Source organism: Alphaproteobacteria bacterium (assembly GCA_019695395.1).
In the GTDB taxonomy this organism is placed as follows: Bacteria; Pseudomonadota; Alphaproteobacteria; order JAEUKQ01; family JAIBAD01; genus JAIBAD01.
In genome coordinates this window covers 1-12843 of record JAIBAD010000045.1, presented here as the reverse complement: position 1 = coordinate 12843, position 12843 = coordinate 1, and the positions used below count along the sequence as shown (strand labels likewise).

General features: G+C 31.9%; 13 protein-coding genes and 1 tRNA gene. 9 read left to right on the top strand and 5 right to left on the bottom strand.

From position 1 onward, the window contains the following. Together K1X44_07700 and K1X44_07695 are read left to right on the top strand one after the other, a co-directional pair. On the top strand, positions 1 to 722 hold a 722-nt coding region (locus K1X44_07700), incomplete at its 5' end, for a carbon-nitrogen hydrolase family protein (GenBank protein ID MBX7147175.1). Between the two features lie 51 nt (positions 723 to 773). Further along, complete coding sequence (locus K1X44_07695) at positions 774 to 1217, top strand: DUF1178 family protein (GenBank protein MBX7147174.1); 444 nt, start codon at positions 774 to 776, stop codon at positions 1215 to 1217. A gap of 10 nt (positions 1218 to 1227) precedes the next feature. Here the strand turns inward: K1X44_07695 and ubiG are convergent, their stop codons facing one another. After that, positions 1228 to 1998: a bifunctional 2-polyprenyl-6-hydroxyphenol methylase/3-demethylubiquinol 3-O-methyltransferase UbiG gene (gene ubiG, locus K1X44_07690; protein ID MBX7147173.1), complete on the bottom strand. Its 771-nt coding sequence runs from the start codon at positions 1996 to 1998 to the stop codon at positions 1228 to 1230. A 185-nt stretch (positions 1999 to 2183) separates the two neighbouring features. On the opposite strand from ubiG, the gene K1X44_07685 reads away from it, so the two are divergent. The 6 genes from K1X44_07685 (at position 2184) to hppD (ending at position 10442) form a co-directional block, all read left to right on the top strand. Continuing rightward, positions 2184 to 3248 (top strand): nitronate monooxygenase, encoded by a 1065-nt coding sequence (locus K1X44_07685; GenBank protein MBX7147172.1) that lies wholly within the window; start codon positions 2184 to 2186, stop codon positions 3246 to 3248. Next, entirely contained in the window at positions 3245 to 5518 is a 2274-nt protein-coding gene (gene ptsP, locus K1X44_07680; protein ID MBX7147171.1) for a phosphoenolpyruvate--protein phosphotransferase, read from the top strand. The genes K1X44_07685 and ptsP overlap by 4 nt, the downstream gene beginning before the upstream one ends. Before the next feature lie 216 nt (positions 5519 to 5734). Then, positions 5735 to 7342: a DUF4115 domain-containing protein gene (locus K1X44_07675; GenBank protein MBX7147170.1), complete on the top strand. Its 1608-nt coding sequence runs from the start codon at positions 5735 to 5737 to the stop codon at positions 7340 to 7342. Between the two features lie 80 nt (positions 7343 to 7422). After that, positions 7423 to 8685: a histidine--tRNA ligase gene (hisS, locus tag K1X44_07670; protein MBX7147169.1), complete on the top strand. Its 1263-nt coding sequence runs from the start codon at positions 7423 to 7425 to the stop codon at positions 8683 to 8685. A 59-nt stretch (positions 8686 to 8744) separates the two neighbouring features. Continuing rightward, positions 8745 to 9290 (top strand): cytochrome b/b6 domain-containing protein, encoded by a 546-nt coding sequence (locus K1X44_07665; protein MBX7147168.1) that lies wholly within the window; start codon positions 8745 to 8747, stop codon positions 9288 to 9290. Positions 9291 to 9395: 105 nt separating this feature from the next. Continuing rightward, positions 9396 to 10442 carry a 4-hydroxyphenylpyruvate dioxygenase gene (gene hppD / locus K1X44_07660; GenBank protein ID MBX7147167.1) on the top strand — a complete coding sequence of 349 codons (1047 nt, stop codon included), beginning with the start codon at positions 9396 to 9398 and terminating at the stop codon, positions 10440 to 10442. A gap of 13 nt (positions 10443 to 10455) precedes the next feature. Here the strand turns inward: hppD and K1X44_07655 are convergent, their stop codons facing one another. The 4 genes from K1X44_07655 to K1X44_07640 form a co-directional block, all read right to left on the bottom strand. After that, the gene (locus K1X44_07655) at positions 10456 to 10878 is read right to left on the bottom strand and encodes a VOC family protein (GenBank protein ID MBX7147166.1); all 423 of its coding nucleotides are present in this window, start codon (positions 10876 to 10878) and stop codon (positions 10456 to 10458) included. A 73-nt stretch (positions 10879 to 10951) separates the two neighbouring features. Beyond that, a complete protein-coding gene (locus K1X44_07650; GenBank protein MBX7147165.1) occupies positions 10952 to 11335 on the bottom strand; it encodes an ACT domain-containing protein in 384 nt (127 codons plus the stop codon). Between the two features lie 18 nt (positions 11336 to 11353). After that, positions 11354 to 11429 (bottom strand) — tRNA-Phe (locus K1X44_07645). Positions 11430 to 11521: 92 nt separating this feature from the next. Further along, positions 11522 to 12061, bottom strand: a complete 540-nt coding sequence (locus K1X44_07640; GenBank protein ID MBX7147164.1) for a GNAT family N-acetyltransferase — start codon at positions 12059 to 12061, stop codon at positions 11522 to 11524. Positions 12062 to 12093: 32 nt separating this feature from the next. Between K1X44_07640 and K1X44_07635 the strand changes: the two genes are divergently transcribed. After that, entirely contained in the window at positions 12094 to 12582 is a 489-nt protein-coding gene (locus tag K1X44_07635) for a GNAT family N-acetyltransferase (GenBank protein MBX7147163.1), read from the top strand. Positions 12583 to 12843: the final 261 nt, after the last annotated feature.

Here is a 12843-nt window from a genome sequence, read left to right as displayed (position 1 = left end):
TAATTTTGACACCTGAAAATACTTGCTTAGTAGAAAAAGATTTTGCTTCAAATAAAATAATCAATAATTATTACGAATCTGAGCATCCAGCTTTAAAAAAATTTACATCATTAGCTCATCAATTATCTATATATTTATTAATTGGTTCTTTAAGTATTAAGATTGACGAACAATATTCTGTTAACCGCTCATATCTTATAAATCCACATGGAAATATTGTTACTTTCTATGATAAAATTCATTTATTTGATGTCAATTTACAAGATCATGGTGTTTATAAAGAATCCAATTTTTATGCCCCTGGTGATTGTGCTGTTGTTGCTAACCTTCCCTGGGGCAAAATAGGGTTAACTATTTGTTATGATTTACGTTTCCCGCATTTATATCGTTATCTTGCACAAAAAAAAGCAGATTTTATTGCTATTCCTTCGTCTTTTACCTATAATACAGGCATGGCACATTGGCATATTTTACAACGTGCCAGAGCAATAGAAACGGGCTCTTTTATTTTTGCGCCAGCCCAGTGTGGTAAAGATTCAAACGGACGTCAAACTTTTGGCCATTCGATGATTATAGATCCATGGGGTAAAGTTTTAGCAGAAGCTTATCAAGAGCCAACAATCATTTATTCTATTGTTGAACCAAACTTTGTGATAGAAGTAAGAAAAAAAATCCCAAGCTTATCAGTTGGACGAAAATTTTATTTTAAAGATAATGAATAGAATATGAAAATAATAAGCTTACTATTATGAAAAGAATGGAATGCGAAAGAAATGATACTGTTTGAACTTAAATGTCATCAAGAACATATATTTGAAAGTTGGTTTAAAGATGGTCATACATATGATCAGCAGGAATCAGCCAAACAAATTTCTTGTCCTTTTTGTGGATCAAATAAAGTTCAGAAAAATTTGATGGCACCTCGTATTAGCCGTAATATAAGGTCTGGTGAATTGTCTCAAATCCCAGAAATTAATACACCACCTACAAAGGTTAAAGAAATTGAACAATCTTTAATTAAATTGCGCCAAGATATAGAAACCAATTGTGATTATGTTGGTCATCAGTTTGCTGAAGAAGCACGTAAGATTCATTTTGAAGAAGTTGAAAATACTAGAGGTATTTATGGTGAGGCAACCTTAGAAGAAGTTAAAGAATTAAATGAAGAGGGAATAGAATTTTTTAAATTGCCGTGGATATCTAAACATAATGCTTAGTAAGAATATTTTATGCTTCTGCAAAAAGAAAATAATTAACCTTTATATCACTACTTAATGACCACATTGTTTGGAATGGATTATATGACATTCCTTTTATTGTTGTAATTGACAGTTTATTTTTTTCTAAAATACGTATAAGTTCTGCAGGGGTTAAAAATTTTTGCCAATCATGAGTCCCTTTAGGTAGCCATTGCAAAATATATTCTGCCCCAATAATTGCATATAAAAAAGATTTAACAGTGCGATTCAATGTACTTAGAGCTAAGCATCCTTTGTTTTCCATTAATTTTACAGTTGTGGATAGAAACAAATCTAAATTAGCAACATGTTCAACTATTTCCATAGCTACAATAACATCAAATTTTTCATTGTTTTTTACAAATTCTTCAACGGATGTTGCATAATAGCGAATAGAAAGTTTGTTATTTTCAGCATGTTGTGTTGCTATAGAAATATTTTTTGGACTTGCATCAATACCTGTTACATATGCACCTAAACGTGTAAGAGGTTCGCATAATAATCCACCACCACAACCAATATCGAGAATCTTTAAATCTTTTAAAGGTTGAGGGTGAGAAGGATCAAGTTTAAATTTATGAATTAATTGATCTCGTAAAAAAGCAATTCTAATAGGATTAATTTTATGTAAAGGTGCAAAACTACCTTTAGGGTCCCACCAAGATTCTGCCATAGATGAAAATTTCTCTACTTCTTCATGGTCAATTGTTCCAGATAAAACTTGGGATTGTCCGTCAAAATGAAAGATTTTTTTTTTCATAAAGAGCTATTAATAAAAGATATTTTGAATTTCAATTACATATTAAATGTTAGATAACTATAAAACAATTTATTTATCTAATTAATTATTAAAGTACATTGCAAACAAACTAAAGCCAAGTAGAATGATTAATAGTAATTTAAAGTATTTCTATTTTAAATATCCTCATTTAACAGGGGTGGATTATGACAACAGGTAGTACAAAACTTAATGAATTATGGGCAAGGGGATGTGATTTTTTAGGGTCAACCTATGCAATTATGGGGGGGGCTATGACATGGGTTTCTGAACGTCATCTTGTTGCTGCTATTTCAAATGCAGGTGGTTTTGGTGTCATTGCATCTGGATCGATGAATCCAGCCCAATTAGATGAAGAAATTAAATCAACCAAAAAACTAACATCACGTTCCTTTGGGGTTAATATAATTATTATGCATCCTCTTTTGGATGATTTAATCAAGGTTTGCCTTAATCATAAAATTAGCCACATAGTTTTAGCTGGGGGTATTCCACAAAAAAGTACTATTTATAATGCGAAACAAGAAAAAGCTAAAGTTATATGTTTTGCCCCTGCTTTGGGTATTGCAAAAAAATTAATCAAATCAGGTGTTGATGGTTTAGTTATTGAAGGTATGGAAGCAGGGGGACATATAGGTCCAGTTTCGACAAGTGTACTTGCCCAGGAAATTTTACCACATATTACAGAAGTTCCTGTATTTGTTGCAGGTGGAATTGGACGCGGTGAAATGATAGCTCATTATCTTGGTATGGGGGCTGCGGGTGTTCAACTTGGAACCCGCTTTGTTTGTGCAACAGAATCTATTGCCCATATAGATTTCAAGAAAGCTTTTATTAAAGCTAATGCACGAGATGCAATCCCATCTGTCCAAGTTGATCCAAGATTTCCAGTTATACCTGTAAGAGCTTTATCAAATAAAGCAACTGAACAATTTATTCTTTTTCAACATACTGTTATTAAACAGTTTAATGAAGGACTATTAGACCAAAAAGAAGCCCAGTTAAAAATAGAACATTTTTGGGCAGGTGCTTTGAGAAAAGCTGTTATTGAAGGTGATATTGAAAACGGTTCAATTATGGCAGGGCAAAGTGTAGGAATGGTTGATTCAATTATGCCAACGAAAGATATTTTGAATGAACTTATTGATCAAGCTATTCATGCTTTAACTAAAGATTATATACATTTAAAATTTTCAAAAGATTTGGAGCAACAAAAGGTTATTAATCAATGATTGAGAAAACTGGGCAAAATATTACCCGGTTAGTATTACGTCATATTCGTGACGTTATGGTTAAGGATTATTCACCTGTTCAACGTTTGCAGCAAATTATTGATATTATTGCTGCACATATGAATGCAGATGTTTGTTCTATTTATATTTTACGTGCAGGTGAAGTTTTAGAGCTTTTTGCAACACATGGATTAAAAAAAGAAGCTGTTAGTAAAACACGTTTAAGAGTAGGGGAGGGATTAGTTGGTGAAATTGCAGCATATACAAAACCTCTTGCTTTAAGGGATGCCCAACATCATCCAAGTTTTGTTTTTCGTCCTGAAACAGGAGAAGAAATATATAATTCTTTTATGGGTGTTCCTATTATCCGGAGTGCTAAAATTTTAGGTGTTTTAGTTACCCAAGATCGTCAGCAGAAACAATATACAGAAGAAGAAATAGAAACTTTAGAGATTATAGCAACAGTTCTGGCAGAGTTAATTATTAATGGAGAACTTATTGATCCCTTAGAGCGTTATGGTGTAGAGGGAACAGCAATGCTTCCCCAGAAGTTGGAAGGTATAGCTCTTAACCAGGGATTAACATTTGGATATGCTGTTTTGTATGAACCTGAAATTGTTTTAAAACAGATGATTAATGATGATCCTGTTAAGGAAACGCAACGACTTTATGATGCAGTTGCAAAAACGCAAACAAGTTTAGATAAATTATTAGAAAGCCAAGATGTTATCATGCATCTTGAATCGCGGGATATTTTAGAAACTTATAAATTAATTATCGCGGATCAGGGTTGGATTTCACGGATTAAAGAAGCGATTGAAACGGGATTGACCGCGGAAGCTGCTATTCAAAAAATAAAAAATGATACAAGGCTAAAAATGCAGCATATCAAAGACCCATATTTAAAAGAGCGATTAACGGATTTAGACGATCTTGCCAACCGGCTTATTTATCAATTAACAGGTCAAAATTATCGCAACACTATAGGGTTAAAAAAAAATCAAGATATTATTCTAATTGCACGCAATATGAGTGCAGTTGAATTAGTAAATTATGACCCTGGCCATTTGAAAGGTCTAATTTTAGAAGAAGGAAGTATTCATTCTCATGTAACAATAGTAGCAAAAGCTTTTAATATTCCCGTCTTGGTTCATGTAGCTGGTATTATGGATCGTGTAACACATGGGGAGACAATAATTTTAGACGCAGATAGTAATCAGGTTTATATACGACCATCAGAAGACATAAAAGAAATTGTTTCTAGAAATATTGAATATAAAGTTAATAAGCAACAAAACTATTTAGCTCTTAAAAACTTACCAGCTATTAGTCAAGATAAAATACCCATTAGTCTTAATATTAATGCGGGTCTTTTGATGGATTTGACTTCTCTTGAAGCAAGTGGTGCAGAAGGGATTGGATTATATAGAACAGAGGTACCTTTTATGATTTATGGTACCTTTCCAGATCTTTCTACTCAAATTGATCTTTATAAAACCGTCTATAATCAAGTTAAGGGCAAACCTGTTTTTTTTCGTACTCTCGATTTGGGGGGAGATAAATTGTTACCTTATTGGAATTCTAAACAAGAGCCTAATCCTGCACTTGGATGGCGAGCAATTAGGATAAGTTTAGATAGACCAGCTATGCTTCGTCAGCAATTAAGAGCTTTACTTGAATCATCAGCTAATGAAGAATTACGAATTATGTTTCCTTTAGTAGCTGAAGTAAGTGAATTTAAAGCAGCCCGTACTATTTTAAATCTTGAAATTGAGAAAGTAAAAAAAAGCGGTAAAAAATTACCCCGTTTTGTAAGGGTTGGGGTTATGCTTGAAGTGCCTTCATTAGTTTGGCAATTGCCGACATTATTACACTTTATAGATTTTTTATCGATTGGGACAAATGATTTACATCAATATCTTTTTGCTACTGATCGTGATAATTCTAAAGTATCTGACCGTTATGATGTTCTTTCGCCTTCTATGTTATCTATGCTATATTATATTGTACAAGAATGTAAGAAAGCTAAAATACCTGTAAGTGTTTGTGGAGAAATGGCCAGTAATCCTTTAGAAGCGATGGTTTTAATAGGTCTTGGTTTTCAAAGTTTATCTATGACAGCTTTAGCAATAGGCGCTGTTAAAACTATGATACGCAGTTTAAATATTGGAGCTTTAAGTTTATTTCTTGATGATATTATTCATTTGTCAGATCATAGTTTACGTTCTAGATTAAAAAATTATGCTTATGATCGATCGATAGAAATCTAATTTTTTCTTTAGATTTGATAAAAATATTAATAAAAACAACCTCGAACACCATTAATTTCTTTTCCAGCTATTTTTTTTGAGGTAATTTTACTTAAATAATTGATTTTAATGCTATAAAGGTTGGTTTAATAATTTTTATTACTATGTTATAAAGCATGGTTTGCTGAAAATAATATTTTACAAATAAATATCAATTGCGATTTAGGTGTTTTTGAGATGGAAGATAATAAAGAACAAGATCAGAAGAATATAACTCCTAGGATTAATAAAGAATCAAAAGATCCTTTATTACATTCTCAAGATATAAAAGTGAGAAGTTTTGTTGGTATTTCGTCCCCGGTACCCGGTAATATGATTGGGTCAGTTTTACGTCAAGCCAGGGAAAATTTGGGACAAAGTCTTTCTGTTGTTTCTCAAGAATTATGTGTTCGTGAGCATTACCTTAGAGCAATTGAAGAAAGCCGGTTTCAAGATTTACCAGCTTCTATTTATGCTTTAGGTTTTGTTAGAAGTTACGCAGAATATTTGGGTTTAGATCCAAATGATGTGGTAAGACGATTCAGACAAGAATCTCAGCAAGGTAGCGTAGGCAACGTAAAGGCAGATCTTAGTTTTCCTGAACCTGAAATTGAACAAAAAGGACCTAGCCGAAAAATTTTTATTATTTGCCTGGCTTTAATTATAGGTGGTTATTTAGTATGGCATTTTTGGTTTGATAATTCAGGTACTGCTGTTGTTGAAAAAATTGAACAAGTTCCAGGCCAATTGGTTTCGATTCTTAATCAACCTACTAATATAGTCCCCCAGCCGCAACAAAATACCCCACAACCAGAACAAAATAGTAATGTCTCTGAAAATACAAATTCTGTCGAACAGAATAATAAAGTACCAACACCTGGGGAAGAACCAGTACCAACAAGTGAAATTACTGGACCTATAGCTTCTGGATTGACCTCTTCTTCAACAAATGACGTATCTACACCAATAATTAATAATTCTTCTATTAATGAACCCCTATCTGACGATAAAAAGCCAATTATAGAGGCTTTAAAAGTAGCCCCCGTTAAACCTATTTATACAGGGTCCACTGATTATGCCATTAATGGTGACCCTTTGAAGGTAAGTCCAATGGCAGGCGAAAATCAATCAAATTCTTCTGATGAAGAAGACACACCACCACCAACGGTTGTTGATACACCGGTTAATAATAGCTCTAATAATTTGGGAAAAAATAATTCTGAGACTAAAAATTTAGAGCCATCTAAATCAAATATTACTAAAAATATCCCAGTTAAACCTAGTACAACAGCAACTACTCTTCCAAATATGAAGAATCCTTTGGTAACACAGAACCCTGTATCAAAGGCTACAAATTTAATTGGGCCAACAAATTCTACTGTTCCAGTAAATTCATCTAATCAAGTGAATACTGTTACAACATCTCCTTCAACTCCACCACTTCCTACATCTGTAGCACCAACTTCTGTAGCTAATAATCAACCTATAAATCCTGTACCATCCAATCCTTCACCTGCAACTTCTGTCCCGACAGCACCAGCTAAATCAAATACACGTATTATGTTGCGCGCACGAATGGAAAGTTGGGTGCAAATAAAGAATGCTAAAGGTGAACGTATTTGGGGTGGGGTTCTTAGACCAGGCCAAACATATGAGGTTCCAAATGAAGCTGGGTTAACTATGTCAACAGGTAATGCAGGCGGTATAGATATTATGGTAGATGGACGTTTGGTTCCAAGCATTGGGTCTGTAGGTGTACCAAAACAAAATATTAGTTTAGAACCTGATAAATTTGGTGTGCGTTAATATTATTGTTGAAATTAAACAAAAAACTTATTTTTTTGTTTTTGTAATAATCTTATTATATCACTAATATAATTTGTCCTATGAAAAAATTACAACCTGTACGTGGAACTCACGATTTTTTACCCAGCGAAATGCGTCATTATAGGCATGTCGTAGATACATCGAAAATTACATCCACTATATATGGATTTGAAGAAGTACAAACTCCTATATTTGAATTTGATGATGTTTTTAAAAGAACTTTGGGAGATACATCAGATGTTGTTAGTAAAGAGATGTATTCATTTCAAGATCGGGGTGGAGATTTAATTACTTTGCGCCCAGAAAATACAGCAAGTATATGTCGTATGCTTTTATCAAATGGCCTATTACAGGATTGGCCCCAAAAATTTTTTTATGCAGGACCTATGTTTCGCTATGAACGACCTCAAAAAGGACGTATGCGACAATTTCATCAAATTGGAATTGAATTTTTGGGATCAAAAACATTTTTAGCGGATATAGAAATTATTGCTTTAGGTTGGGCTATTCTTAAAAATTTACATATTGCAGATTCTTTTAAATTGGAGATTAATACATTAGGTGATTATGAAAGTAGACAAAATTATCGTCAAAAATTAGTAGAATATTTGCAAGATTATCGGCATCAACTTTCCCCAGAAAGTCAGATTAGATTAGAACGTAATCCCTTAAGAATTTTAGATAGTAAAGATAGTAATGACCAAACTATTTTAAAAAACGCTCCTCTTTATACTGATTCGCTTAATACTGTAAGTAGAGATTTTTTTTCTAAAATATTAGAAGGATTGAATTATCTTAACATACCTTATGTAATTAATTCACAATTAGTTCGGGGATTGGATTATTATTGTCATACCTGTTTTGAAATTACATGTGAAGCTTTGGGGGCACAAAAAACTTTATTGGCAGGTGGGCGATATGATGGATTAATGGCTATGTTAGGTAATGTTGATGTGCCTGGTGTAGGATGGGCAGCAGGGGTAGAAAGATTAATGTTAGTTGCCCCACCACCCTCTCAAATTGATCGTCCCATAGTCGTTATTGCTGCAGATGAAGATTCAATTTTATCGGCTCTTACTATTACTGAAACTTTAAGAGCGCATAAGATAAAAAGCCATTTTGTTCAAAACTCTAATCTTGGTAAATCTTTAAAGAAGGCAGATAAATTAGATTGTAAATATGTACTTTTAATTGGTGAAACAGAAAGAAAAAATGCCAAAGTGACATTGCGTGATTTGGACCAAGGTCATCAAATACAAATTGATACGAATAATTTAGTCGCAGTTTTAAAAAATGAATATATTGATGTTTTTCTAAAATAAATGATATATTAAGGTATAGCTAATTTAAATATTTAAAGCTGCATAAAAAGGAATAAATTATGTCAATAAATCATTTAACCAGCCGCTATCCTTTAGTAATTAGAATTTTGCATTGGTTAATTGTTTTAATGCTTATTATTCAATTTATGCCACTTTATATAAATCAAAAGGAATTGACAGATTTTCAACGTCAATTTATTGGTATGCCTACCCATTTTTCATTGGGTGTTACTATTGGCCTTTTTATGCTACTTCGCGTATTAATACGTTCATTTTCAACATCACCTACTTTACCTGCTGATTTTCCAGTTGTATTTAAAATTGTGGCGAGACTAGTACAAACTTTACTTTATATACTTATTATTATTATGCCTATTATTGGACTTTTAATGATGAATGCTGGAGGATACTCTTTAAATTGGTGGGGTAGTTTTGAAATCCCTAAGATTATTGGCCAAGATCAGGAATTAAGACATACGTTGAAAGAAGTTCATGAAGCAAATGCTTTTTTAATTTTAGGATTAATTGGGTTACATATTTTGGGATCTTTCTATCATTATTTTATTAGAAAAGATCAGGTATTAAAAAGTATGTGGTTTAATTAATTATTATAGGAATGATAAATTTTTATAAAATAATCGGAGGAATTTATGCTTGATATAGCGCAGGCTAAACATAAAACTTATTATGATGTTGATCCTCAAAACCCTATGGGTACGGATGGATTTGAATTTGTTGAATTTACAGCACCTGATATTTCTGTGCTTGATAAATTATTTACAAATATGGGGTTTGCCTTAATTGCTCGTCATCGTTCAAAAAATGTATTATTATATAAACAAGGTAAGATAAATTTTATTGTTAATGGTGAACGAGAAGGGTTTAGCCAAGATTTTGCAAAAGCCCACGGTCCAAGTTGTTGTGCTATAGCTTTTCGAGTTCGTGATGCAGGAAGGGCGCTACAACGAGCTTTATCCCTTGGTGCTAAACAAGTGTCAAATCGTATTGGCCCGATGGAATTAAATATACCTGTTATTGAAGGTATTGGTGGTAGTCATATATATCTTATTGATCAATTATTTTATGAAAAATGGAGCATCTATGATATAGATTTTGTTCCTGTGTCAAATAACGCACCCATAGAACCAGAAGGTTTGGGGCTTACTTATATTGATCATCTTACACATAATGTTTATCAGGGTAGAATGGATGTGTGGGCAGATTTCTATGAGCGTATTTTTAATTTTCGTGAGATTAGATATTTTGATATTGAAGGAAAATTAACAGGTCTGAAATCACGTGCATTAACAAGTCCTTGTGGAAAAATTAGAATACCAATTAATGAAAGTGCAGATGATAAAAGCCAAATTGCAGAATATTTAGATATTTATAAGGGTGAAGGGATTCAACATATTGCTTTAGGTACAGATGATATTTACCGTACAGTTGAATTAATGAATCAAAAAGGTGTTAAATTTTTAGCTCCACCTCCGGTTACTTATTATGAAATGGTACCTAATCGGTTACCAAATCATAATGAAAATATTGAAAGATTGCAGAAAAATTCTATTCTAATCGATGGATCATCGACAGGTGGTTTGTTATTACAAATTTTCACTGAAACAGTTATTGGCCCTATTTTTTTTGAAGTTATTCAAAGAAAAGGTGATGAAGGTTTTGGTGAAGGTAATTTTAGAGCTTTATTTGAATCAATTGAACAAGATCAATTACGCCGTGGGGTTTTAAAAGAAGAATAATACTGTTATGTATTTATTTTGAAAAAATTCCTTTTGTATTATTAAAAGCTTTAAATTCTAAGGCATTACCAAAGGGATCAAGGAAAAACATAGTGGCTTGTTCACCACTTTTACCTTTAAAACGGATATGAGGTTCAATTAAAAATTTTGCACCTGCGTTCTGTAGTTTTTTAACCAAATGATGCCATTGATCCATTGTTAAAACTATCCCAAAATGGGGGATAGGAACATGATCACCATCTACAAGATTAGTATCATGGTATTTGGCATGGGATGCAAGGTGGGCAACAAGTTGATGACCAAAAAAATTAAAAACAATAGATTTATTTGAAACGCGACCTTCCTGGCAATCTAATACTTTACCGTAAAACTCCCGTGCTATGGCAAGATCTGTCACAGGAAAGGCAAGATGAAAAGGTTGAAGTGAATTAAACATCTGAGCGTTATAAATCTGATTTTAATTAAAAATATTTATCATATAAGTTAGTTGTTTCAAATATTATTTATTATCAATACTCTGTGAAAGTATAACCTTCTATTTTTAATAGATGAATCGCTTCTTCAAATTTTTCCTGTTTAATTAATATATAATCAGTATCATAAGTTGAAATGACAAAAACACTAATTTGTTTTGACGCAAGAATTTGGGTTAAATGCGCAATAACACCGATAAGAGAGAAATCAAGTATTCCATCGATTTTAAGACAGCGCCAATCCATTTCTGCTTGAATATTTTGTGGTATATCTTTTGCAGAACATACGAGAGAAAATTCTGAAACTGTTTTAGTAAAATTAAGAAAAGGAGATGCTTCTGCCCAAGTTGGTATTTTATTTTCTGTTAATTTACAAACAGCTAAATGCCAAGGAGTAATTTGAAGTTTAATCGAAATCATAAACTTAGATCATAAGCATGGTGCCCAGAGGCGGAATCGAACCACCGACACGAGGATTTTCAGTCCTCTGCTCTACCGACTGAGCTATCTGGGCTTTAAACAAAGTTTCTATTGGCTTATAGAGAAAATTATTAAATATGTCTAGTTATGTTAAACTTTTTTTTAAATTAAAATATTTTAATTAAATTATAGTAATTTTTGATAAATAAGAAAATCGCATTCTGTTTTTAAGTCAAGAGCCAATTCGGGATATGATTTTTTAACATCGAGGGTTGATTGGTATATATATCCCATTTTTGTATACCAAATTTTAAGAAATTCTTTATTAGGGTGCACCCAATTTCGTGGTGTTAATATTTCTAGCTGCATGATGGTGTGATTATTAGATTTAGCCCATGTTTCGGCGGTTTTAATTAAATTTTTTCCAATTCCCTTATTTTGATATTTTTCATCTGTGGCAAGCATACCAAATTCAGCAATTTTATCATTAATACAATTTATTTTAATACACCCAACTATTTGATTCATAATTTGGGCAATAAATAATGATTTGTTTTGTATGATTTTAAACATTGATTGAAAATCAATACGTTGAATATTTTCTTTCCACATATCAAATTCGCCTTTTTCATAGGCTTCATTAACCAATTTACATAAATGATGGATAATTATATCTTGTAGATCAGTTTCTTGAGAAAGGTAGATGTTAATTTTTGCTTCATTCATTAGAATATATTTTAATATGGTAATATAATATAATGTCAATAATTACCGAAATTACTGAACTTGAAAATGAAATGATAATTGCTGATGCAAGAATTTTATTAGCAGAATATGGCAATTATATGTACAAAGATCTTAAATTAAATGCTGGTAAAAAATCCTTTTATAAAAGTTTAAAGTTTTTTCCTGATTATCATTATATAAAACCACAAGGTAATTTTTGGGTTATTTATAGTAATAAAGAAGCTGTAGCATGTATAGGAATGCGTAAATTTGATGTTCTTTCTTGTGAAATGAAAAGAATGTATGTCAAACCGCTTTTTAGAAAAAAGGGAATAGGATCTATTTTAATAACAACTGTATTGGAAGAAGCAAAAAAACTCGGTTTTGTTAAAGTACTTTTAGATACAAATGAAGAAATGATAGAAGCTGTTAATTTATACAAAAATTATGGTTTTACAAAAACTATGCCTTATTGCGAAAATGAAAACCCTCATGTAGTTTATTTTGAATATATTCTTTGAGTACAGAAAATAGATTCTAAGAATGAACAAAAATGGAACAAAAATTTCTTTTAGTTTGAAAATAATTTAATCAACTGTATATTATGATTCTTAATTAGGTATTGATTTGCATTATTTTGGTAAAAAACCCTGAAAAATATCTAATTACTCAAATTAGTGTTGAAAAAATGCCACAATGAATCATCTTCAACCCTTTAAAAGATTATTAGGAGTTTTCAAAGGAGTGAATATATGGGATGAAAGTTGATGTTTCTTAATAAA

What these genes read in the sequence shown, in the direction of transcription:
- K1X44_07685 (MBX7147172.1), top strand. Translation starts at nt 2,184, where the DNA reads ATGACAACAGGTAGTACAAAACTTAATGAATTATGGGCAAGGGGATGT.
- hppD (MBX7147167.1), top strand. Translation starts at nt 9,396, where the DNA reads ATGGGTACGGATGGATTTGAATTTGTTGAATTTACAGCACCTGATATT.
- K1X44_07675 (MBX7147170.1), top strand. Translation starts at nt 5,735, where the DNA reads ATGGAAGATAATAAAGAACAAGATCAGAAGAATATAACTCCTAGGATT.
- hisS (MBX7147169.1), top strand. Translation starts at nt 7,423, where the DNA reads ATGAAAAAATTACAACCTGTACGTGGAACTCACGATTTTTTACCCAGC.
- K1X44_07695 (MBX7147174.1), top strand. Translation starts at nt 774, where the DNA reads ATGATACTGTTTGAACTTAAATGTCATCAAGAACATATATTTGAAAGT.
- K1X44_07650 (MBX7147165.1), bottom strand. Translation starts at nt 11,335, where the DNA reads ATGATTTCGATTAAACTTCAAATTACTCCTTGGCATTTAGCTGTTTGT.
- K1X44_07655 (MBX7147166.1), bottom strand. Translation starts at nt 10,878, where the DNA reads ATGTTTAATTCACTTCAACCTTTTCATCTTGCCTTTCCTGTGACAGAT.
- ptsP (MBX7147171.1), top strand. Translation starts at nt 3,245, where the DNA reads ATGATTGAGAAAACTGGGCAAAATATTACCCGGTTAGTATTACGTCAT.
- K1X44_07640 (MBX7147164.1), bottom strand. Translation starts at nt 12,061, where the DNA reads ATGAATGAAGCAAAAATTAACATCTACCTTTCTCAAGAAACTGATCTA.
- K1X44_07635 (MBX7147163.1), top strand. Translation starts at nt 12,094, where the DNA reads ATGTCAATAATTACCGAAATTACTGAACTTGAAAATGAAATGATAATT.
- ubiG (MBX7147173.1), bottom strand. Translation starts at nt 1,998, where the DNA reads ATGAAAAAAAAAATCTTTCATTTTGACGGACAATCCCAAGTTTTATCT.
- K1X44_07665 (MBX7147168.1), top strand. Translation starts at nt 8,745, where the DNA reads ATGTCAATAAATCATTTAACCAGCCGCTATCCTTTAGTAATTAGAATT.